The sequence below is a fragment of the Chryseobacterium antibioticum genome (genome assembly GCF_012927325.1).
GTDB lineage: Bacteria > Bacteroidota > Bacteroidia > Flavobacteriales > Weeksellaceae > Chryseobacterium > Chryseobacterium antibioticum.
The window spans coordinates 66,424-86,143 of the sequence record NZ_JABBGI010000010.1 but is presented as its reverse complement, the minus strand read 5'-3'; the positions used below and the strand labels follow the sequence as shown (position 1 = coordinate 86,143).

Below are 19,720 nucleotides of genomic sequence, written 5' to 3'. Positions count from 1 at the left end.
TTATTTTAGTAGTTCTGGATTAGAGTGGATGTTGCCTATTACTTCTGAAATTTCAGCTTGTTTTTCCCCTATTATTCCATTAGCTAACCAGCAGTTCATATTCCAACGAACGATAACATTGAAAGAATCTAATCCAATATTGTCAAGTGAAAAAATTTGATAAGTTTTCAAAATATCCCCTTCATAAATAAATGTTCCGTTTTTATCAATTAAACCCGTGAATTGACCAACGGATTCGGATAACACTTCGTGACAGCAATAATCACCAGTATATTGTAAATTTTCATATGTTAGGATGTTTACGCAAGATGTTCCTGGAGCACCAGCATAAAATCCAAACACCCATTCAGAGTTATCTACTCTTTGACCTCTAAATTTTATTTCTCTGTTCATATTTTAGATTTTTTGAAATTTTTAAAACCGGGCTTTGGCGTACCTCTGCCCGGAAAACTAATTATATTGGATAATGCCGTTCTATTTTGATTTCAATTCTGTCTTTTAAAGATTTTCTTTTGTTGGACTGAAAAACTTGTATTGGATAGTCCTGATTGTAGTTGACTTGCAATCCTATAGCACCATGGGTTTCAAATCCATAATCAAATGAATTATCTTTAGGTTTTCGGTTTTGCAATAGACTATTAACCAATATTAATACTGATTCTTCATTCAGTCCTACTGTGTCTTTGATCGTTAAATTCATGCTATTTGTTTTTAGTTATTTTTTTTAATTCTCTTTCGTACGCTTTAAATTCTTTGCGATATTTAAGCAGGTACTTTATGTAAATGAATACTTTTCTCATATTAGATCTGTTTTATATGGGGTCTTTAAGCCGACCCCGGGCGTTACTTCACTTTTAAAACTTGAATTTTTTTTAAACCTAATCTTTCTTTTAAAAATTCCTCTTTTTCTTTTATTGAGGTATTGGATTCTATTTTTAGTTTTATATCTCTGAATGGTTTTTTAGTGAAAGAGAAAATGCAGTATCTATGATCAATAATATCTTGAAATGGATACGGACACCATACTTCGATTACTTTGTAATAAATTATCATATTAAAAAGCCTTTTTACAGCTTGCTCAGGCTGGCTAAAAACTTCAGTTAAAATGATTTGAAATATGACAATAGTATGTTGAAATAGCTTAGGTATTTAGCTTTAACATAATCGTTGAATTGGGTGTAGTTTGTAGTTTCAGGTTGGGCATCTATTTTAACATTTAAAGTCTCACATGCGAGCTCAGTAAAACTTTTCAGTCTATCGTTTAGCCATTTAATATCACAATCTCTGAAAGAACCCTCTTCTAATTGCTTGACTATTTTCTTAACTGGATCTATCAGTGATACTTCAATGATGAAATTATTTAGTACTTCTGTATTATTTGTTATCATGATCTTTATTATTTATATTAAAATCTAAGTCCTAAACTTGCGAGATAATTTCTCTGTTTGAAACTCATGTGACTAAGCTGTTTGTACCCGTAACCTGCTCTTTTAAACATTTCTTGAAATATTTTAGTTGAAAAAGCGTCAGGTCTTCGGCCGTCTCGCCTGTGTGGGTCATTTTGCTCGGCAAGCCGAAGCAGCTCTTCATTTGTCATAGCTGCTAAAGCTTCTCTAATCTCATCTGGTGTAGATACTTTTAGCTTTTTGTAGATAATATCGTCCAGATTAGCGAAAGCTTCATCTAATACAGGCTTCAAAAGCTTTATATCTTCAGGCGTTAATTCGATTTCTTGTCCGTTTACCAATGTGTACTTTACTGTTTTCATATTGAATTCTCTTTGATTTGATTTTTCAAATGTACGTACATTTGTACGTACAACAAAATTTTTAATTAACTTTTTTGTAGATTTGTACGTACATATAAGTTTTATGAAAGAAAAAAGTAAGACAGAACGCTTTGAGATGAGGGTTTCGCCAATTTTTAAGCAGCTGATCAAAAAATTAGCTGAGAAGAATCAAATGTCACCACCTCAGTATTTGGAAAGCTTGGTTAGGAGGGAGGCTGAAAATTCAGATATTAAAATTGAAGATTGATTTTCTTCTTCCAAAGGTTAATCCGCCTTCTTAGCCTCTTCCGGGTTGAAATGATCCCTTGGTCATCTTTGTCCTCAAAATATTGCTGATAGTTTCCAAACTGATCAATCATTGTAATTGGGGATAGCTTGTCTATTCTGTTCTGCCTGTATACTTCAGTTAGGCTTTTCATTTCTGGGCTCATGGTTTTTATTTTTTTTATTTCCTTAGACTCATTCCTTGTAACTCGATGATATTGAAACATTCAAAGAACCTATCATAGATTCGGTCTCCATATCTGATCTTTATTTCCTTGATGGTTTCTCTGACATTCTCCCCATAATAATTCAGAGTAAGAAATGTTCTAGCGTGATTTACGTACCGCTCACTAAGTATCTTTTTCATCAAATCAACACTTCCATAGTTTTTAGCCATATCCTCAGATAATAAATCATCAAATGCATTAGTTCCTAGCTCATATCTCTTTTGAAAAAGTGACAATTGATAATCGCGATCAACCTCTCTATCATGGCGGTTAGCAGATTCATATTGTTTCACAACTTCGTCAACTGAATTATATTTGAACTGCAGATTGTATCTTCTTAAAAGCTGGTCTGTTCCTTCAATATCCTTCACAATCAAAGGGTTTACTGATGCATATCTGAAAACTTCGTAGAATGTTTTTACAATTGCAGTCTTACCAATACCCGGCTCTCCGATAATAACCCAGCCTTTATTGAGGTTTGGAACACTTTGGTTGTTTAGAAGAGGGCTGTTGAAAAATGATTTTCTTTGTAGGAAATAAGCGATCAATGTGTACACTAGTTTTTTCGACTCTCCATCGTTAGCTGTTTCATTGAATTCTTTGCCGTTTACAAGCTCAAAATTCGCTTTAAACACCTCGTAAAGACTTTCTGCTCTCATCGGTTTTAATTCCGGTAAAACAATCTCTTTCTGCTTTGGCATGGAATCTATCATCTTGTCAAAATCATTTTCATACTTGATCAGTAGTTCCTTGTATTTTTCTGCAACCGGATGTTTTGGATTGTTAATAAGAAGATATTCGATTGCTCTTGTCAGGATAGGAGGAGCATCACCGCTCAACTGACTGTCTAAGTCCGGTCCCGTTTGATTTGGTTTTAAAATTGTTTGATTGCCCATTATTGAAATCTTTTCTTAAGTGAGGTTCGACGTTTTGAAATTTAAGTTTCCAGTTTTTTATCGGGTTTCCGTATCCATCTTTCCAGCCTGCATCAACCCACGTTTGATACTTTGTGATTATTTGAGTTTTTTTTGATTGATAATCTTTTTTATTTTCGATCATCCAATTTTCAACAAAATCCAAAAATTCATTTTCGCTAGGAATTGTTATTTTTAAAGTATTTAAATCTTTATTTACATCTTCATTTACATTTGCAATATGCTTAAGCGACCCTTCAAGCAACCCTTCAAGGGTATTTTTATTTATTTCGTTTTGTTCTGTAAATTCCAATATAGATTCCTTATCAATAAAGGCTTTACGTAATTTGTCATATTCTTTTTTTGCGAGGAATTTTTTGGCTTTTTTCCAAAATTGACCTATTTTTCCGCTGTCAGATTGCCCTGATTTGTAATTTTCACGGGCTGATATTTCATCTCTAAGGCGAGAATTTTCCCATCCGTCTTCTGTTTGTTCAAATTTCGCTTCAAGGGTCGCTTCAAGGGTCGCTAAATCGATCCCATTGCAATACATAAGCACCCTTTTAGTTTCAAGCGGAATTTTACCATTTTGGTGTTGGTAAACCAGAAGATCCATGTAACACGCTCTTTCTTCAGGAAGCATCATTCTGGTTCCTTCGTAAAAGTCTTTACTGTAAAATAAGAATGCAGGATCTTTCATTCATTCTTTAATATTTAGTAATTCAAAAGCAATTTAACCAGGCCTCAATCACCTGTACGTATTCCATACTCAAACATCACTCATTGTATGGTAAATTTCATATTCACACTTCCATTAAGTCGAATAGAGTAGGCATGTTTAATTTTTCATGCATAGATCGAACGTAGAAAAGACCATCCTTGTAATAATCAGAATTTAGTTCTACAGCCTTAGCCTTACGGCCTAACTTCAGAGATCTGGTAGGAACGGTCATCAATCCTCCGAATGGCTCGTAAACAGTCTCGCCTTTCATCGAAAATAATTCAATCAGCCTATCAACTATATCTATTTGAAGCGGGCATATATGCTTTTCTTTGTTGCTAGAAACCTGACGAGCATTCAAGGTATTCATACGGTTTATATCGGTCCAAACAAAATCATTATTCGAGTGTGGGGGAATGGTCATGTATTCACGTGAAATCTTCCCTTTTCGCTCCAGAGCTGTAGACAGTTTTAAATGATTTTCAAAAGTGTACAATCCTTCATCGTTATACTGCTTCCAAACTCTCCAAACTTCTTTTAGATCTTTATCTTTTAGATCATCGATATCTAAATAATGATCACCGGAACTTCTCCAGTAAGCATGAGCGTCTAACTGCCATCTTTCAACAGGATATTCTTCTTTATGCTTAAATACTGGAAGATCGGAATAGGCGTTATCGGAATTTGAAGGCGGTTTTCTGAATAGTAAAACGTATTCGGGCATCCCTACACCCATTTTAGAACCGTCTTTGCATTTTTCAGAATGTCCCAATCTATAAGTTTGATTATTTTCCCGAACGACATCCGTTGTTATCGTGATTTTACCAATTAAATGAAATCCATGTTTTTTAAATGATCTTACAGTATCGCCGCTGAAATCGTCCATAGAAGTGAATGAAGTTCCATTTTGATAAGAGTATCTGATTCTGTCTTTTACGTGGATTGCAGCAACTCTTCCGGGTATTAGCATTCTGAACAAATGAGGAACTAAATAATCCATTTGATCAAAGAATCCTTCATTGTTAATATTGTGACCGAAATCATTGTAATTGCCTGAATACTCAAAATGATTTCCAAACGGAATAGATGTAATAACAACTCCAACTGAATTATCCTGAACTTCATTTTCATCAGCTGAAATCACCACCGTATCATTGTTGTAAAGGGTCGCATCGCCAATAATAACTTTATCTCCGTTGCTGAATATTTGTCTTTCCATTTTATCTCTAATTAATTCGTTATTTAAGCCGTACTCTCTAACTAATTTTATCATTTCAGATTGGAGCTCTTTGTGCTTTTCCCATTTCTTCATTAGAGTAGAAAAAACATGATCTTCGTTGTTTGTGTAGATAATATGTACGTTTACTTCTTTGTCCTGACCGAATCTGTAAAGTCTATGAATAGCCTGTATGAAATCATTGAATTTGTAATCAATACCTACAAAAACCATATTATTACAATGCTCCTGAAAATTACATCCGGATCCTGCGATTACAGGTTTCGTTAAGAGATATTGGTATTTACCGTTTGAAAAATCAATCAGAAGATCTTCTTTAGTTTCATTTTTTTGAGAACCGAAAACAGAATTGTAAGATTTTTCTTTGTAAAGTTTCTCCAGGTGATATCTCTCCGTTTCTCTATGATGCCAAAGAATAAAATTGTCATCGTTTAAAGTTTCTGTGATTTCAAAAGTCTTTTCGCATCGTAATTCTAAAGAATCTCTTTTTTCACGGGAGCTATCTACCAAAGATTTTGTATTGTCTTTGAAAAGAATCAAATCACCAAATTTGTTTTGGATTATCTCATCGCTTAAATTTTCAATTCGATGTTCTATTACATTTAATTTCGGCAAATCGTAGCCTTCATTTGGATATCCTAAATCGGAAGGTGTGTTAATGAAAACCGCCCAACTTGAAACCCACATCCAGAAGTCATTTTTCTGAGATTCTAAAAGCATTAAATCACCTGCTTTTTGCGGATTACGTTTAAAGAATTTTGTTAGTAAACTCCCACGATCTGCAACACCTAAAAACTCAGCATAATTTAGAATCTCGATGTAATCATTTGGAGAAGGTGTTGCAGTAGCTACAAATCTGTATGGTATTTGTTTGAAGTAGTTTATAATGTAATTTGTAGTTTCGGTTTTTAAATTCCGCAAAATAGATGCTTCATCAAAAGAAACCCCACCGAACTTTTCGGCCTTAATATCACCTTTTCGGATCCTTTCGTAATTTGTGAGATAAATCTTTTTTGAATATTCAGATATAGAATCGGTGTCTTTGATGTACTCAATTTCAAATCCTGTATTTAGTTTTTCATTATCTCTTTTGAATTCTCCCATCACTCCCAGAGGGCAAGCGATAAGAAAAGGTTTTCCGGTTTCGTTGATACAGTTCACAGCATTGATAAGCTGCATAAATGTTTTACCTAAACCGAAAGATGCAAATATTGCACGGCGGCCACCTCTCAAAGTCCAGCTGCAGATATCCTTTTGATGATCTTTAGCAATCTCCGGAATCCAGTTAGGTTCAAATCCGTAATCTTCTGAGATTATAACTTTGTTTTTTAAAAACTCTTGGTAATCCATTAGTTTTCTATTTTTTCTGTTTCAGGAATAGATTGAGGTTCACATCTTACAATACTGATTAGTTTTGTCGGATCTGTTTTATGTGGTCTACATTCGATTACCTCTATGATGTTCAATTCGTTAGTAGCTCGGTTCTTTGCGTGTAACAATGTTTTATGATAAACATTTGCTGTGTCGTTGATATACACTTCTGAATTCAATGGATGAATTACAGAGAAAGTGTCTTTACTGTATTGAAACATTGAAATATAACTTGGCATAATTTTAATTTTTTGATGTTAATTATTGAGTTTAATTATCTTCAATTAATATTGTTTGAAGATTTTCAGATTCATCTTCCTCAGTGAATGTTTTGTTTATAAAATCCAATTCTTCCTGGAAAACAAATGGAGATCTCAACTTCATGAATCGGTGCCATTTTTCATTTACAAAAGCGTAGCGATGAAAATCTAGATAGAGAAAAGCTTCTTGGCGACTGTGAAATTGTTCCATTGATTTATAAGAAGTAAATTCCTTTTCTTTCATTTCTCCGTTGCCATCTCTGTATTCTAATTTGAAAGAAGTGGCGTTTTCAATGTTAATTCGTTTTTTGAATTTTGGCATTTCCTGAAATTTTACTGAGTTGGTATTTTTGCGACATTTCCGGATTTCTTTCTAATTCCAAATTATGGTCATTACAGCACGGCTTCCAGAATCTTACATCTAAGTATAGACTGATGTTGTTATCCCTCGCCCAATCGTCTGCAAATCCTTTTCTACCACGTATATGCTCAATTGTATCTGCTCGTCTATTACAACCTTCAATAAAACATCTTAAGTTTTCTGGCTGTGCTAAAAATTGAAGTCTCTTTATCGTGTACTGAGGGTTTTCAATCTTTCTTTTGGCTGAAAATTTAGGAATAGGTTTTCCGATGTCCTTGATTTTTACTGGCTTCAAACTGGCTCTGTAATTCCAATAATGAGTTTTACATCTTTTAGCGATAAGAGGTTGCTCTTTTGAATCTGCAGGACAGTCGATACAAAGACCAGTCTTCTTTTTTATTGTGCTATTCATGATGCAGTCGGTATATGATTATCTTATTGTTCTTTTTCAAGTCTTCATTCAATTCCTTAAGATGAAGCTTGTTTTGATCTATTCTCTCGCAAACTGAATTATAAAGACGTTTTTTATTGTTCTCTTTATGCTTGTTTGCGATTTTTTGGAGGCTGTCAATATGGTTTCTAACCTCTGCTATTTTGTGGTATAGATTCATGGCTATTCGAATTTTAAAGTAGAACTATATTATCTGGATCTATGATATGTTCCTTTTTTACTCCGTAAACCCTTTCGCAACAATCATTAATCTTATAGAATGACTTACCATTACTCGCTTTCAGTAAAGATGCTTTGATACACTCTTCAGTATAAGTAGCGATAACATCATTTTCAATTTCTTCTAATCCCGGAACATCATTTAGAATATGGAAAGACCGTAAATCATTCCAGTCTACAAACTCAAATTTCTCTGCTACTACCTCTCTAATCTCTTGTATTCTGCTCATAATTATAATATTTCAATGTTTTTACTTGGGTTAGGAAGAGAGAGGTAATATTCCATGTCGTAGATAAAATTCTCTCGTGTGCGATCCAGTTCTTTTTGCGTAAGGACTTTGTGTAGTCTGGCAAAATACCAGAGAGCAAAGTTCATATGATCTTCTTTGTCGTAGACTTTCGAGTCCTTGTAGTTTTGCGGATGGTTGATGATTGACATGATTTTTCATTTATGGTTTTTAGGATTTGTTCTTTGTACTCTTTGCCATGCTTTGCTTTCTCTAAAAGCTTTTTGATGTATTCTTCATCACGTGGAATTAAAACTGAATGATAGTGAAGTAAGGGATTGAAAAAACGATCATCGAAGCTTACAAAAAGGCACTTATCAGTATCAGTTAAAAACATATTCAACTGCATCTGACCATAGTATTTTTTTAAAGAATCTTTTGATGAAGGTGATTCATCTTTGCTTACCCTGAAAAAATCTTCAGTTGATTTAATCATTAAGTATTTAAGATGTGTTTTTGATTTCGGACACTTAACCTCGCAAATCATATTATTAAGAATGATAACATCCGGTGTGCTGCCCAAATTATATTCATCATTGTAGAAGAAAATTCTTTCGCCGACTGATGTATAGATAAAGTCGTCATCATTAACCGTTTTACCTAATTCTACTGCAATTCGTTCAGCTACTCTCGGTTCAACTTCATTACCCCTTTCCATAGCTGAATTATAATACTGTGGCTCTGGTGGAGAAAGCATTTCTGCAACACAATCTGAAATGTATGTTTTTGCACCCACGGATAACAATTCGGATTTATCTCTTGGTTCAGAAAGTAGCTTGTAAATTTCACTTGCTGTAAAGTAATTCGCTCTGAATTTCAGCCAGTCTTCGTCATTCTGGAAACCTTTATAATTGACCATGTGCTTGCATTTTTTCAGTATTAGACTTGCCTGAAGGGATTTCTTCTACTACTTCAACATCTTTGAAATCCTCTGGTGCGTAAACGTCCTGTGCAATGCCAATTTCAGCAGCGCATTTTTTCAGAGCATCTGTGGCAGCCGATTTTAGGTCATTACCAATAGAAAGAGGGATTTGAGTATTTTTTTTGAAGACAATGTCTTTATTGCCATACTGCATCTTCACAATCGTATTACCGTTTGATCTACAGGTTAATTTGCCTTTTACAATCACTTCACCAGCTTCGGTAAGTATTTGCTCAGAAACTATTTCAAAGTCCCAATTCCAGCCGAAAAGCATGTTTAATTGCTTTTTCATGTAAGAACCCGAAACATAGGTCCATGTACCACCGCCTTTAGCCGGTCTTACTTTTTTTGCTTTCTCAGGTGTCTTGCCTATAACACCGTTCAATTGGCCAACAGATAGAATAAGCTCATTTGCCTTACTTATGTCTGCTGTCGTTATCATTTTTGGATCTGCCATAATTCTAGTATTTAGCGACTATACCACCGATAGCATCGTCTACATTATAGCCTTGGTTAAAGTAGCTTTTAGCCAATTTCGTAGCCTTAGTGTCCATTGTTTTAAGCCCTATAGTCATTCTCAAACCATTGAAAATTTGAGTTTGGTATTCAGTCCATGATAATTGGTTGCCGTGTGTTTTCATAATGTTTTATTTGTTATTTTGCTAATTCTCTAGTCATTGCGATTATCGCATCTGTTTTAGCCTTTCGGCTGGCGGTAACGGATCCCACTCGGTCACCGCCATTTTGCTTTTTGGAAGCGTTTTTTTGTTCGAGAAACCGATAAATGTGTTCAATCGGGATTTGCTCTAATATTTTTGTTGATAAACTTTTCATGCTACTTGCTTTTTAATGGTGTAAATCCAGTTTTTGCGAAAGTTTGGGTTTGCTAAACAAGCTATTACGCCTGCCTTAAAGTCTCTTGCTGTAAACCATTCAATCCACTTTTCATGTGAGATAAAACGGTTCTTAAATCTGTTTTTCAGTCTCATTGTGGTCTATTTAAAAAGGTTATAAGATCATGTATAAACAATTTGAAGAATCCCAAAATCACAAGGACAGAAGTGGCTATAATGGTTATGATTGTTTTCATGTTAATATTCTTTTTGAAGTTTAATTCTCATATCTGCAAAGTCATATTCATCTTCATTCATCTCAATAGAGTAGTTATCTCTCAAATAGTTCTCAACCGCCCTTTCAAGATCTGAGCTGATTTCTGCTATTTTCTCGCCTTCATCTGCCAGACAAAACTTTGAATCTGTAAAGTCAATGCAGATTGTCGGTGTGATCTGCAAATAGCCAGTGTACACCCCGTAAGTCGGGTTAAAATCTACTTCGCCTGTTATGAAGTTTTCATTTTCAATTCTCTGAAAAGCGATAGTTTCTAATTGAGGTATTGAGATGGTTGTATGCATGATGAAAGAATTAATGATTGAAGAATATTTTAGATGCAGTCGATGACTTTTTTAATGTCTCTTTTACAATTACTAGCCTGTTTCATTTTTGCATCAGCATTTTCACAAGCTTTAATCAATAGAAGTTTCAAGGCGGGTAAATTGTTTTCTGAAACTGAATTACCCCGGTAAACTAAATCTCTCAACGTTGAAGAACTAACACCATTTACTTTGCTTATTACATCAGCCCGGTCATATTTAGTAGTGAATTCTCTCAAGTGATCTGAAATCTTAACCGAAATCGGTTCTCTTATTTTTAGCATTAGCATAATTTTTTACTACTTTTGTTGTTTTAATTGTTTTTGTATTTCAGTTACAGTGGTTATCGTTGTAATTGTAGTACAATATTACGTAACAAATGTTAAGTAAACAAAACATTTGTTAAGTATTTTTACTAAACAAATGTAAAGTACTGATAACCAGTGAGAAAAATTTAGTATGAGATTTTATATACCTAATATCGAAGAACCAGAAGGGTTATATTCTGGGGTAAAGAAGTTTATGAGTAGCCAAGGATTTAATGTTGAAGAGCAGAGATACAGAAGTATTTCATATACTCATAATGGGAAAGAAAGAAGAGAAAGTGTAGGCATAAAAAACTCCTCAATTAATGAGGAGGTGTTAATTATTTTTAAGGCAGGGGCTATGTTTCTTGTGTGTACTGCGAATAGAGGAGTATTGAGAGGTGTGCCAATACTGGTGGGTACACATGAAATTTTAGGGTTTGAATATTTTGAAAAAGAATAACAGTCTGGCTTTAAGGCTTTTCTTAAATACGGAAACAGCAACATCTTTCGGAATTTGAAAATTAATATCTTTCAATGAATTCCAGAATAAAAAGGCTATGATCTGTGAGAATATATTTTTCATAACGATTTAATATTTATACAAATATATGAAAGAAAAAGAAAATAATAAACAAATGTTAAGTATTCCGGAAGTCAATGCAAGGTTTATGCAGGTTCTTTCATATTACAGCTACTCCGGATATAAATCATCACAGGAGGTTGAGGAAATTTCTCAGGCTAAAATTTCACATGTTAAAAGTGGCAGAAATAAACCTGGATTGGACTTAATAACAGCATTGTTAAAAAAGTTTCCGGAAGTTAATGCGCGTTGGTTAATTGTAGGGGAAGGAAAAATGCTGAATACAGAAAATGACCACACTCAATCATTGCCATCAGAAACATCTGATAAACTCATTCTTGAAAATATGCGAAATAAGGGTGTAAAGGATATACAAGATCGAAAAATTCTAGTTCTTACGGAAAAGGTTGATAAGTTTATGAAAGAATTGGAAGAGTTTAAATCTTCAATTAAAAATTAATCTTTGAAACTTGTAATTTCTATTGTTGCCAAAAATATTTCTGCTTTTAATTAGAATATAGCCAAAACTTTTAGACAACTCCTGCATGTCTAAAAATGTCACTTCGGCAACTTTATTAAGCTCTTCTCTGATTTCGTCAGCTTTTGTCAGGTACTCATCTGCTTTAAGAGTTCCTGATTTGTAATCGTCCCACAGCTGATCACTGATAGATATTAAAATCTTAAGCCTATCTTTTTTCTCTAAAAATTCCATATTACTTTTTCTCTCTTAAGATTGATGAATATCTGTCTAATGTGTTGTTCAAGAATTCATTTTTAGCTTCCATACTAGTGTAGTATTTTGCTTTTTTTAACAAAAGAATTGCAACCACAAAGAATATAATGAATAATGCTATCTGGGTGATGAAGTAAGCTACATTAGTGCTTACAAAAATATAATTGATAACAATAACAACTTGAAAGTATGCGGATAAATATACTGCATAGTAACTTTTTTTATGTGCTCCAAATCTGCCTCCGTATGCTATACAAAGATATGATATTGGCATTGCGAAAAAGAAAATAGCACTATCCAAGTCCAGTTCTTTAGCTCCACGGACATCAAGTACAAGAGAAGTCGTATCGTAAAATCTTTTAAGTATATTGTTAAGGAACGGTAGAATAGAAGACAACAATACAAGTATTGTTGCCATTCTTTGTGTTATAGCCTTTCCTTTACCAAGGTTTATCTGGCTTTGTTGGGTCAACGACCTCTCCTGGGTCTGTTGGGTTTGAGATTCCATTTCCATCTGGATTTGATTCTATCTTATGAGGGATAACAATTGTAGAATCTCCAATCTTTGCGGTAGATCCGTTATTATCCTTGTTAGTTTTTAGTTTTTTTAGCTCTATAACTTTAGCCTGTGGAGTAGCTGTAACTGCTTCGTCCTCGCTTCGGTCATTTGTACATGAAAATAGGACGCTTACTGTAGCACCTAAAATAATTAGTTTTGTTTTCATTGATAAAAATTTTTAAAATTCTTTATAAAATTACTAATTAAATCAGACACATACACTGAAATATATCACATTTCCATGATTTGCTAATATATAAAAATATTTCATTTTGCAATGAATTAAATTTTATTTTTTTACATTTTAGACTGATTTTAAAAAAGGGGGTATTTACGGATACCCGTAATAGGGTGTAAGCATTATATTTATCTTTGCAAAAACTTAATTATGAAAAAAATATTACTCTTATTTATATCAATTACAGTTTTATCTGTTCAAAGTTGTATGAATCAGCCTGATGATGAAGGCAGAGATATATTACACAACGAAAGGCAGCTACAAAATGAATTAATTGGAACATGGAAGTTTTGGGGAAGATTTTCTATTGAAAGGAATAATTGGATTGCTGCTGGGCCGAATCAATTGTTTACTTATCGATTCAGGTCAGATGGGACCTATTCATACATGGATAAGACCGATGGAAAATTATTAAACGGTGAATACAATATTATTCCTGCTACCGAAAAAGCAAATCCATATATTCTACTCAATTATAATGATAACGGGGAAATATCATCTAAAAAATTACTGATCATTTTTCTTGACAATAAATTTATTTCTATCTTCGAGCATCCTAATGAGGATCGATATCAAAAACAGTTACCATGAAAAAAGCATTCACATTATTTACATTCCTATTTTCAATTTTAATTTTCTCTCAGGAGCTTCAGTTTGAAGAAGTTGTAAAAGTAGACTCAACTGTGACAAAAGATGAATTATTTAACCGTGCAAGGAGTTGGATTGGAAAAACCTATAATGATGAAAAATATGTTCTTGCGACAGAAGACCGCGTGAATGGCGAACTGTCAGGAAACGGAAGCATGAGCTACAGGACGGGTAAACTTTATTTCGGGGTGGGTGCGGTTATTGGTGATGTGGATTATAAGATCAATATATTCGTCAAGGATGGTAGATATAAATATTCATTTCATTCTTTCCGACATATAGGAACTAATGTACCCGGAGGCTCGGCAATTAGCTATGGTTTACTTACTGTATCAGACAATGCGCCAAAGCCAAGCAGGGGAGGTGCAAATAATAAAGCATGGAATGATATCAAAGATCATACTTCAGTTAAAATCAAACAAACAATTGAGTCATTAAAAGAAGCAATGAATAAAAAATACGAAGGGAGTAGCGACTGGTAAAATACCCGTAAATAGAGTGGGTTTTCCGTAACAAAAAAGTAACAAAAAGAGTAACAAAACTATAATATCAGATAATAATATGATATAAAAACCCTCCAAAAACACGATTAATACGCATCAATTATAAAATTTACAGATTTCGGCTCTGAGGGTTGGGGGTTCGAATCCCTCCGTGGTCACAGTGTTAAATAAACAACCTGCTGTTTTTACAGTGGGTTGTTTTGTTTTCAATGCTTTGTTTTTTGTGATTGGCCAAGGTAAGTGAAATAAATTCTATTGTTAATCACATGATATGAGTGGCAGAAGAATAGGCCAGACCTATCCAGACAGGAGTGAGACTTCCTACACGTACAGCAAAGCAGGACAGCTTACACATGTCTTAAACAATAACCGTAACAATAATAACGGTGTTCCGATTCATCATAAATATTCTTACAACCGATTAACAAATATTGATTTAAAGGATATACCTTCAGCTGGAAAGTACCTCTCCATTGGCTTCTGGGCTTACTTTCGAAGAAAGAATACCAAAATCCTCTGTTGGTCTTTTACATTTACTAGATATAAGCTCATGAAGTCTCATGCGTTTCTCCATGTCCCTTATTATTACTATTTATTTTTCCACGTATTCCACACATACAAAAAGAATCCTCAGTAGCCTCACCACGCGGTTGATGCCCGAAATATGATTCTCAGAAATCCGATCAGAATTGGAGGCTTTTTTTTCATGATTTGTGTTTTTTTCATCATCTTATATCACTAAATATAGATAAAAATACAATACTAAAAGGTCAGTTTTTAGTGAAATTTTAAAAATTGTAGTAGGACTACGACTTTATTGACTGTTATTTTAAGTATTTGATTATTAAATAGATCTGCTTTTTATTCAACCTTATTAAATGAGAGACTTCTGTATTCTCTACGGAAGAGCTATCTACTACAAAGAACTTTGTATTTCCTTGTGATTATTAGGTAGATGGTGATACAAAATTATTTAATATTATATTGAAATTAAGTTGAACGGCAGAGATTCACTTACTTCGGAAAAAGAGAGATTGAAAATGCACAGTAAGGATATATTGATCTGAACTCAGCAGCTTTATCACAAGTCAAGTGTGTAAAATATACTTTTCTTTGTGGGACATAGTTTATTTTTTCCGTTAAAACCTCGTTTTTTACCCTTATTGGCTTGTAAATTGATATCAAAAGCTTTATCGAATTTTTTGATTATGATGAATAGACTGATTGCAATTTTAATTTTCTTTTTAAGTGGCTTTTCCCTTCTGAATGCACAGGAGAAAAAAGATTCGCTTTATTATAAAATAGAGAATTTTTCAGATAAAACGAAAGTCACCAAATTTATTCACCGTTTCATATTTCGTAGACAGGCGGATTCGGCATCGGTGAGAACAACAACTGAGAAACTGTCGCAAGAGACCTACAATGGGAAGCATATCAGAAATATCAAGATAGAAACAATTGACCCTTTCGGATATGGTTCGAAAGAGAAAAAAGAAAAGTCCAAATGGTATGACTGGTTTACCAATCATCTTCATGCGAATACAAGAGATACTACTATTAATAATTATTTGCTTTTTAAGGAAGGTGAGGAGTATAACGCGCAGAAGCTCTACGAATCTGAGCGTTTGCTGAGAACAATGCCTTTTATAAACCGAGTGAATATAAGCGTTTCCGACAGTACATCCGGCAAAGATTCTATTGATGTTGTGGTAAAAGTTCTCGATTCCTGGAGTCTGAAGCCTAGGGTCAGTTATTCAGGAAGTAAGATTGGTTTGGGAGTTACCGAAGAGAATGTATTAGGATTAGGGCACGAATTGAATTTGCTGTACAGAAATGATTCCAAGGAAAAGCAGGATTATCTTTTAGGAAGCTATACCGCATATAACCTTTGGGGTTCTTATATCAACGCTCAGATCCTGGGGGAACGTGATTTCTTGAAAAATGAAAGAATCAATTTCAATGTCAGAAGAGATTTTTTCTCACCCCTGACGAAATGGGCCGGAGGTCTTACTTTCGAATATTTTATGCGGAATGTGGCACTTCCGACAGCTACAGATACTAAATTTCCGGAAGTTCAAATCAAGGTGTACAGCCAGGACTTATGGGGTGGTTATCAGATTCCCGTTTCAGCTGATTCTAAAGAAAGAGTCAACAGTAATATTGCCTTGATAGGAAGGTTTCAGAATTACCAATATAAAGACAGTCCCGGAATAGATCAGTATCAATATTTTAGTTCTTACAGCAGTTTTCTGATGTCTGTCGGATTTATTCGCAGAAATTTTTCGGTTCAGAAGAATATTTTTCAATATGATTTACCGGAGGATATTGCGTATGGAAATTCGGTTAATTTAACTGCCGGAGCTTTATCTAGAAGTAATGAAGTAAGGCCTTATGCGGGCATTTCTGCGTCTTATGGTAATTTTATAAAGATTGGTTATTTCAATCTGAAAGCTGAGTTTGGACGATTTTTTAATGAGGATAGTCAAAATCGGGAGTCTTTCCGTTTGGACGGAACGTATTTTACCAATCTCATGGATTGGAAATTTGCCAAAGCAAGACACTTTTTTTCTCCTACTTTAGCATTGGGAAATCCGCAGCATAATTATACTTATAGAGACAGAATTAATCTTTCTGCTGCAGATGAATTTCCTGTTTACAATTCAGATTTTATAGGAACTAAAAAATTGGTTTTAAGATATCAGCTTCAGCTTTTTGTGAATAAAACATGGAAGAATTTCCATTTCAGTCCGTATTTAACTGCCGCAGTCGGCTGGTTAGGAATGCCTGCAGACAAATTGCTTAAAACCACCGCTAACACAAAAATAGGGGTGGGAGTTTTAATCAATAATCCGTTTTTGGTTTTCAACAGAATTCAAATTTCTTTCACCTATTATCCCCGTGTTCCTTTCGATAATAATTCAGTTTTTGATTTTAACAGCAACCGAAATAATATTTTACCAATGAATAGTTTCGCGACAGATATCCCTCATTTTGTGAATTTTGGAAATTGATAATGAAATGATTCTTGTGAAATTTTAATGCACCAAAGTTTCCCCTTCGTTTCTTCGGCGCACCGTTTGATCAAAAAAAAGATCATATCTGCTATTAATTTCTTAAATTATGAAGATTATATAACGTACCCAATGATTTTTGAACAACTCAAATTAAATATTGATGTTAAAGACAGTACTTTTAATGAACTTTACCCAAATCATATAAGAGAATTGGCAAACCGCCACTGGACGCCTATTGCTGTTGCCAGAATGGCAGCCGAATACCTCGCCGAAGAGCCTAATAGTAAAGTACTGGATATTGGTGCTGGTGCCGGAAAGTTTTGTCTGGTGGGAGCAGCTTCTACAAAGGGAATGTTTTTTGGAGTCGAGCAAAGAGCGGCTCTTACTAAAATATCAAAAAAAATAGCGAACAGGCATAAAATTACGAATGTAGAATTTATACATTCCAATATCAACAAAATTTCTTTTTCGGATTATGATGCATTCTACTTTTTCAATTCTTTTTATGAAAATATAGATACTTCATGTTTAATTGATGATACGGTGCCTACGGACAGGGATTTATATTATGATTATTCAGATTACGTAAAAGAACAGCTTGATAAAACTCCTGTAGGGACACGGTTAGCGACTTATTGGAGTAAATGGGACGAAATTCCAAGCAGTTTTGATTTAACGGGTACTGCCTGTAATGGATTATTGAATTTTTGGAAGAAAATTTCATGATGATGATAATAACAATTCAGAAAATTCGAGTTATTCAAAAAATAACTGATTTGAAATAAAACCTGGAAGCTGGGAAATAAATGTCACCCCAGAGACCCCATATAATAGACAAATTAGTTATTTAACGAAATGCATAGGTCTGAATATTGTATATTTTTTTATTTATTACCTCATTTTTTCACTATGCTTATTATTGAAGAAAGGATTTTTTTTTAACGACTACAGGGAGGAACAAAGTCTTCTGAAAAAAGCCGTTGGCTATTTCTATGAGTGATAGTTGACTTCTCGCATGCTTTATTCCGATTTTAAGTGCCTTAAATAAATTAATGCAAAAAATCCCTCCTGAATACAGGAGAGATTTAAAAGTGATTGATTATAAAAGAAGGGAAATTAATATGATGGTTTTGAATAAACTACTATTATCATTTGTTTGTGTGTTTAGAATCTAATCTATATCGTTCTTTAAGGCAGCCCTCATTTCTGCTCCAGGCAGATTAATCAGCAGTGCATATAGCTGAATCTGGTTGGGTTATAAGCAAGGACTACATATTTCCAGAATTGAGATAGTGGAAATGATATATTAATGGTGTGTGGGTATCTTAGTTGTATTTTGCTAATGGTCATCAATTAATTCATAATTGTTACTGTCCAAGTGGCAGGTATTCCATCAAAAATACTTACTGTACCACTGCCTGTTTTTGCACATTTTACATTAATATTCCGTCCCAGTGTTTCAGAATTCTCTACAGTTATATAGGCCTGCATTGTATTAAATGAGTTCCAATTAGAAGATGTTTGGTTGTTGGGTAATATTGATACAGATGCGAGCGCGGAAGGGTTATTTAAATCATTAATGGTACACCAAGTATGTTGTGGCGTATTCGTCGATATCCTTCCCATATTGACATCTATTCTGTAACTTTTACCTGCTGCTAAGTTGACCGTAGTATTATTGCTTTGTTTGGTTACAAATCCTGCTGGCATATTATTAAATATTACATTTTCAAAGCGGATAGGAACATCTCCGGCGCTGTTATTAATTGTTTGCATACTGGCTGTTTGAAAGGCAGTAGTTGTGTTGATCGTGCTACTTGATGTATCCAGGCTGGTCCAGACTCTATTGGCATCAGTCCCTATATTAACTTGTATTTTGTTTGCACTTGTATTGTAAATTACAGTTCCAACATGTGCTCTATTTACAGGAATAACATCTCTTTGGCTATTAGTAAGTCTTGGCAAAACCAAACCGGAGTTTGTACTGCTTATTTCCAGTTTCCCTGTAGGATTAGAGGTGCCTATTCCCATATCTCCGTCATTAGTAACCACAACCTTATTAATGTTATCAGTATCTGCAAGCCTCATTATAGGTTCAGATGGTGTTGTATTTTTAACAGCCAATCCTGCATCTCTGGTAGCGTTTACACCCAATTTCTCTGATACATATCCATTCCCGATTACATGCAGTCGTTCGTTGGGATCAGATGTTCCAATTCCAACATTGCCATTGTCTTTTACCACAAAATCAGAATTCACAGCTCTTGTTAAACCTGTAGAGGTTGCCCCTAATTTTACCATAGTATTAGCCGGATCGTCAATGAAGGCATCAGGAGTAGGGTCGCCTATAGAGCTATTATTTAGTTTTGTCCATTTACTTGTAGTTCCGTCAAAGTAATAAAACCCTATACTGTCAACAATTGATGTTTGTCCTGCAGCACTTCCTGTAGCTACATCATTGATGTAAATTAATGTTGAAGGTTCTACAGATATCATGCTTTGTGCCCTTTGCCTGTCTATACGTGGAATGAGTAATCCATCTGTAAGAGAAGAAGAACCAGTTGCATTTTTTGCGGTAATATCTAAAGTACTTTTGGGAGTTGCAGTATTAATCCCAACCTGAGAGTAAGCCATGCTGCTGAAAAGAATAGCAATGATGGGTAAGATTTTTTTCTTCATTTTTT

The 19,720-nt window shown here is 34.2% G+C and carries 30 protein-coding genes; 9 read left to right on the top strand and 21 right to left on the bottom strand.

From position 1 onward, the window contains the following. The 5 genes from HHL23_RS09325 to HHL23_RS09305 form a co-directional block, all read right to left on the bottom strand. Nucleotides 1–393 (bottom strand): YopX family protein, encoded by a 393-nt coding sequence (locus tag HHL23_RS09325; protein WP_169234539.1) that lies wholly within the window; start codon nt 391–393, stop codon nt 1–3. Between the two features lie 61 nt (nt 394–454). Beyond that, nucleotides 455–700: a hypothetical protein gene (locus HHL23_RS09320; RefSeq protein WP_169234538.1), complete on the bottom strand. Its 246-nt coding sequence runs from the start codon at nt 698–700 to the stop codon at nt 455–457. A gap of 143 nt (nt 701–843) precedes the next feature. Further along, complete coding sequence (locus HHL23_RS09315; protein WP_169234537.1) at nt 844–1,053, bottom strand: hypothetical protein; 210 nt, start codon at nt 1,051–1,053, stop codon at nt 844–846. 47 nt (nt 1,054–1,100) lie between these two features. Next, nucleotides 1,101–1,388 carry a hypothetical protein gene (locus HHL23_RS09310; RefSeq protein WP_169234536.1) on the bottom strand — a complete coding sequence of 96 codons (288 nt, stop codon included), beginning with the start codon at nt 1,386–1,388 and terminating at the stop codon, nt 1,101–1,103. A gap of 17 nt (nt 1,389–1,405) precedes the next feature. Then, the gene (locus HHL23_RS09305; RefSeq protein WP_169234535.1) at nt 1,406–1,768 is read right to left on the bottom strand and encodes a hypothetical protein; all 363 of its coding nucleotides are present in this window, start codon (nt 1,766–1,768) and stop codon (nt 1,406–1,408) included. Nucleotides 1,769–1,871: 103 nt separating this feature from the next. Between HHL23_RS09305 and HHL23_RS09300 the strand changes: the two genes are divergently transcribed. Then, nucleotides 1,872–2,036 (top strand): hypothetical protein, encoded by a 165-nt coding sequence (locus HHL23_RS09300; protein ID WP_169234534.1) that lies wholly within the window; start codon nt 1,872–1,874, stop codon nt 2,034–2,036. Here the strand turns inward: HHL23_RS09300 and HHL23_RS09295 are convergent. From HHL23_RS09295 to HHL23_RS09250, 10 genes are all read right to left on the bottom strand, one after another. Further along, nucleotides 2,020–2,208: a hypothetical protein gene (locus HHL23_RS09295; protein ID WP_169234533.1), complete on the bottom strand. Its 189-nt coding sequence runs from the start codon at nt 2,206–2,208 to the stop codon at nt 2,020–2,022. The two genes, HHL23_RS09300 and HHL23_RS09295, sit on opposite strands and share 17 nt — an antisense overlap. Before the next feature lie 26 nt (nt 2,209–2,234). Next, the gene (locus tag HHL23_RS09290) at nt 2,235–3,176 is read right to left on the bottom strand and encodes a hypothetical protein (protein WP_169234532.1); all 942 of its coding nucleotides are present in this window, start codon (nt 3,174–3,176) and stop codon (nt 2,235–2,237) included. After that, nucleotides 3,109–3,894, bottom strand: coding sequence for a DUF1376 domain-containing protein (locus HHL23_RS09285; RefSeq protein WP_169234531.1), 786 nt, complete (start codon nt 3,892–3,894; stop codon nt 3,109–3,111). Before HHL23_RS09285 ends, HHL23_RS09290 begins: the two co-directional genes overlap by 68 nt. Before the next feature lie 103 nt (nt 3,895–3,997). Further along, the gene (locus tag HHL23_RS09280; protein WP_169234530.1) at nt 3,998–6,502 is read right to left on the bottom strand and encodes a DNA methyltransferase; all 2,505 of its coding nucleotides are present in this window, start codon (nt 6,500–6,502) and stop codon (nt 3,998–4,000) included. Next, complete coding sequence (locus HHL23_RS09275) at nt 6,502–6,762, bottom strand: hypothetical protein (protein WP_169234529.1); 261 nt, start codon at nt 6,760–6,762, stop codon at nt 6,502–6,504. Before HHL23_RS09275 ends, HHL23_RS09280 begins: the two co-directional genes overlap by 1 nt. Nucleotides 6,763–6,793: 31 nt before the next feature. Beyond that, a complete protein-coding gene (locus HHL23_RS09270) occupies nt 6,794–7,105 on the bottom strand; it encodes a hypothetical protein (protein WP_169234528.1) in 312 nt (103 codons plus the stop codon). Next, entirely contained in the window at nt 7,080–7,556 is a 477-nt protein-coding gene (locus HHL23_RS09265; protein ID WP_228464689.1) for a hypothetical protein, read from the bottom strand. Before HHL23_RS09265 ends, HHL23_RS09270 begins: the two co-directional genes overlap by 26 nt. Nucleotides 7,557–7,768: 212 nt before the next feature. Then, nucleotides 7,769–8,044 carry a hypothetical protein gene (locus HHL23_RS09260; RefSeq protein ID WP_169234527.1) on the bottom strand — a complete coding sequence of 92 codons (276 nt, stop codon included), beginning with the start codon at nt 8,042–8,044 and terminating at the stop codon, nt 7,769–7,771. 142 nt (nt 8,045–8,186) lie between these two features. After that, entirely contained in the window at nt 8,187–8,960 is a 774-nt protein-coding gene (locus HHL23_RS09255; protein WP_169234526.1) for a YqaJ viral recombinase family protein, read from the bottom strand. After that, nucleotides 8,947–9,480 (bottom strand): Rad52/Rad22 family DNA repair protein, encoded by a 534-nt coding sequence (locus tag HHL23_RS09250; RefSeq protein ID WP_169234525.1) that lies wholly within the window; start codon nt 9,478–9,480, stop codon nt 8,947–8,949. Before HHL23_RS09250 ends, HHL23_RS09255 begins: the two co-directional genes overlap by 14 nt. Nucleotides 9,481–9,672: 192 nt before the next feature. Here HHL23_RS09250 and HHL23_RS22910 point away from each other — a divergent pair, with 192 nt between their 5' ends. Continuing rightward, nucleotides 9,673–9,807 carry a photosystem I reaction center subunit XII gene (locus HHL23_RS22910; RefSeq protein WP_169234621.1) on the top strand — a complete coding sequence of 45 codons (135 nt, stop codon included), beginning with the start codon at nt 9,673–9,675 and terminating at the stop codon, nt 9,805–9,807. A 307-nt stretch (nt 9,808–10,114) separates the two neighbouring features. Here HHL23_RS22910 and HHL23_RS09240 read toward each other — a convergent pair whose 3' ends face one another. Then, entirely contained in the window at nt 10,115–10,435 is a 321-nt protein-coding gene (locus HHL23_RS09240; RefSeq protein WP_169234524.1) for a hypothetical protein, read from the bottom strand. Between the two features lie 29 nt (nt 10,436–10,464). Next, complete coding sequence (locus HHL23_RS09235; RefSeq protein WP_169234523.1) at nt 10,465–10,737, bottom strand: hypothetical protein; 273 nt, start codon at nt 10,735–10,737, stop codon at nt 10,465–10,467. 175 nt (nt 10,738–10,912) lie between these two features. On the opposite strand from HHL23_RS09235, the gene HHL23_RS09230 reads away from it, so the two are divergent. Together HHL23_RS09230 and HHL23_RS09225 are read left to right on the top strand one after the other, a co-directional pair. Further along, complete coding sequence (locus HHL23_RS09230) at nt 10,913–11,221, top strand: hypothetical protein (RefSeq protein ID WP_169234522.1); 309 nt, start codon at nt 10,913–10,915, stop codon at nt 11,219–11,221. 148 nt (nt 11,222–11,369) lie between these two features. After that, nucleotides 11,370–11,801 (top strand): hypothetical protein, encoded by a 432-nt coding sequence (locus HHL23_RS09225; RefSeq protein ID WP_169234521.1) that lies wholly within the window; start codon nt 11,370–11,372, stop codon nt 11,799–11,801. On the opposite strand, the gene HHL23_RS09220 is transcribed toward HHL23_RS09225, so the two are convergent. From HHL23_RS09220 to HHL23_RS09210, 3 genes are read right to left on the bottom strand one after another with little or no spacing between them, the layout of a single operon-like run. Then, on the bottom strand, nt 11,787–12,053 hold the full coding sequence (locus HHL23_RS09220; protein ID WP_169234520.1) for a hypothetical protein: 267 nt from the start codon (nt 12,051–12,053) through the stop codon (nt 11,787–11,789). The two genes, HHL23_RS09225 and HHL23_RS09220, sit on opposite strands and share 15 nt — an antisense overlap. A 1-nt stretch (nt 12,054) precedes the next feature. Next, nucleotides 12,055–12,492: a hypothetical protein gene (locus tag HHL23_RS09215; RefSeq protein WP_169234519.1), complete on the bottom strand. Its 438-nt coding sequence runs from the start codon at nt 12,490–12,492 to the stop codon at nt 12,055–12,057. Nucleotides 12,493–12,514: 22 nt separating this feature from the next. Next, nucleotides 12,515–12,799, bottom strand: a complete 285-nt coding sequence (locus HHL23_RS09210) for a hypothetical protein (protein WP_169234518.1) — start codon at nt 12,797–12,799, stop codon at nt 12,515–12,517. Between the two features lie 222 nt (nt 12,800–13,021). On the opposite strand from HHL23_RS09210, the gene HHL23_RS09205 reads away from it, so the two are divergent. The 5 genes from HHL23_RS09205 (at nt 13,022) to HHL23_RS09185 (ending at nt 17,762) form a co-directional block, all read left to right on the top strand. Then, nucleotides 13,022–13,462 carry a hypothetical protein gene (locus tag HHL23_RS09205; protein WP_169234517.1) on the top strand — a complete coding sequence of 147 codons (441 nt, stop codon included), beginning with the start codon at nt 13,022–13,024 and terminating at the stop codon, nt 13,460–13,462. Continuing rightward, nucleotides 13,459–14,001, top strand: coding sequence for a DUF4468 domain-containing protein (locus HHL23_RS09200; protein WP_169234516.1), 543 nt, complete (start codon nt 13,459–13,461; stop codon nt 13,999–14,001). The genes HHL23_RS09205 and HHL23_RS09200 overlap by 4 nt, the downstream gene beginning before the upstream one ends. A 292-nt stretch (nt 14,002–14,293) precedes the next feature. Beyond that, the gene (locus tag HHL23_RS09195; RefSeq protein WP_169234515.1) at nt 14,294–14,659 is read left to right on the top strand and encodes a hypothetical protein; all 366 of its coding nucleotides are present in this window, start codon (nt 14,294–14,296) and stop codon (nt 14,657–14,659) included. A gap of 571 nt (nt 14,660–15,230) precedes the next feature. Next, nucleotides 15,231–17,033 carry a POTRA domain-containing protein gene (locus tag HHL23_RS09190; RefSeq protein WP_228464684.1) on the top strand — a complete coding sequence of 601 codons (1,803 nt, stop codon included), beginning with the start codon at nt 15,231–15,233 and terminating at the stop codon, nt 17,031–17,033. 132 nt (nt 17,034–17,165) lie between these two features. After that, nucleotides 17,166–17,762, top strand: a complete 597-nt coding sequence (locus HHL23_RS09185; protein WP_169234514.1) for a methyltransferase domain-containing protein — start codon at nt 17,166–17,168, stop codon at nt 17,760–17,762. Between the two features lie 627 nt (nt 17,763–18,389). Here HHL23_RS09185 and HHL23_RS09180 read toward each other — a convergent pair. Further along, entirely contained in the window at nt 18,390–19,715 is a 1,326-nt protein-coding gene (locus tag HHL23_RS09180) for a hypothetical protein (RefSeq protein WP_169234513.1), read from the bottom strand. Nucleotides 19,716–19,720 lie beyond the last annotated feature (5 nt).

Coding starts and splice junctions, on each gene's coding strand:
- HHL23_RS09325 (WP_169234539.1), bottom strand. CDS start 393: ATGAACAGAGAAATAAAATTTAGAGGTCAAAGAGTAGATAACTCTGAA.
- HHL23_RS09240 (WP_169234524.1), bottom strand. CDS start 10,435: ATGCATACAACCATCTCAATACCTCAATTAGAAACTATCGCTTTTCAG.
- HHL23_RS09220 (WP_169234520.1), bottom strand. CDS start 12,053: ATGGAATTTTTAGAGAAAAAAGATAGGCTTAAGATTTTAATATCTATC.
- HHL23_RS09305 (WP_169234535.1), bottom strand. CDS start 1,768: ATGAAAACAGTAAAGTACACATTGGTAAACGGACAAGAAATCGAATTA.
- HHL23_RS09275 (WP_169234529.1), bottom strand. CDS start 6,762: ATGCCAAGTTATATTTCAATGTTTCAATACAGTAAAGACACTTTCTCT.
- HHL23_RS09210 (WP_169234518.1), bottom strand. CDS start 12,799: ATGAAAACAAAACTAATTATTTTAGGTGCTACAGTAAGCGTCCTATTT.
- HHL23_RS09300 (WP_169234534.1), top strand. CDS start 1,872: ATGAAAGAAAAAAGTAAGACAGAACGCTTTGAGATGAGGGTTTCGCCA.
- HHL23_RS09290 (WP_169234532.1), bottom strand. CDS start 3,176: ATGGGCAATCAAACAATTTTAAAACCAAATCAAACGGGACCGGACTTA.
- HHL23_RS09295 (WP_169234533.1), bottom strand. CDS start 2,208: ATGAAAAGCCTAACTGAAGTATACAGGCAGAACAGAATAGACAAGCTA.
- HHL23_RS09200 (WP_169234516.1), top strand. CDS start 13,459: ATGAAAAAAGCATTCACATTATTTACATTCCTATTTTCAATTTTAATT.
- HHL23_RS09195 (WP_169234515.1), top strand. CDS start 14,294: ATGAGTGGCAGAAGAATAGGCCAGACCTATCCAGACAGGAGTGAGACT.
- HHL23_RS09190 (WP_228464684.1), top strand. CDS start 15,231: ATGATGAATAGACTGATTGCAATTTTAATTTTCTTTTTAAGTGGCTTT.
- HHL23_RS09260 (WP_169234527.1), bottom strand. CDS start 8,044: ATGAGCAGAATACAAGAGATTAGAGAGGTAGTAGCAGAGAAATTTGAG.
- HHL23_RS09180 (WP_169234513.1), bottom strand. CDS start 19,715: ATGAAGAAAAAAATCTTACCCATCATTGCTATTCTTTTCAGCAGCATG.
- HHL23_RS09205 (WP_169234517.1), top strand. CDS start 13,022: ATGAAAAAAATATTACTCTTATTTATATCAATTACAGTTTTATCTGTT.
- HHL23_RS09310 (WP_169234536.1), bottom strand. CDS start 1,388: ATGATAACAAATAATACAGAAGTACTAAATAATTTCATCATTGAAGTA.
- HHL23_RS09315 (WP_169234537.1), bottom strand. CDS start 1,053: ATGATAATTTATTACAAAGTAATCGAAGTATGGTGTCCGTATCCATTT.
- HHL23_RS09285 (WP_169234531.1), bottom strand. CDS start 3,894: ATGAAAGATCCTGCATTCTTATTTTACAGTAAAGACTTTTACGAAGGA.
- HHL23_RS09230 (WP_169234522.1), top strand. CDS start 10,913: ATGAGATTTTATATACCTAATATCGAAGAACCAGAAGGGTTATATTCT.
- HHL23_RS09215 (WP_169234519.1), bottom strand. CDS start 12,492: ATGGCAACAATACTTGTATTGTTGTCTTCTATTCTACCGTTCCTTAAC.
- HHL23_RS09185 (WP_169234514.1), top strand. CDS start 17,166: ATGATTTTTGAACAACTCAAATTAAATATTGATGTTAAAGACAGTACT.
- HHL23_RS09255 (WP_169234526.1), bottom strand. CDS start 8,960: ATGGTCAATTATAAAGGTTTCCAGAATGACGAAGACTGGCTGAAATTC.
- HHL23_RS09270 (WP_169234528.1), bottom strand. CDS start 7,105: ATGCCAAAATTCAAAAAACGAATTAACATTGAAAACGCCACTTCTTTC.
- HHL23_RS09265 (WP_228464689.1), bottom strand. CDS start 7,556: ATGAATAGCACAATAAAAAAGAAGACTGGTCTTTGTATCGACTGTCCT.
- HHL23_RS09225 (WP_169234521.1), top strand. CDS start 11,370: ATGAAAGAAAAAGAAAATAATAAACAAATGTTAAGTATTCCGGAAGTC.
- HHL23_RS09235 (WP_169234523.1), bottom strand. CDS start 10,737: ATGCTAAAAATAAGAGAACCGATTTCGGTTAAGATTTCAGATCACTTG.
- HHL23_RS09280 (WP_169234530.1), bottom strand. CDS start 6,502: ATGGATTACCAAGAGTTTTTAAAAAACAAAGTTATAATCTCAGAAGAT.
- HHL23_RS09320 (WP_169234538.1), bottom strand. CDS start 700: ATGAATTTAACGATCAAAGACACAGTAGGACTGAATGAAGAATCAGTA.
- HHL23_RS09250 (WP_169234525.1), bottom strand. CDS start 9,480: ATGGCAGATCCAAAAATGATAACGACAGCAGACATAAGTAAGGCAAAT.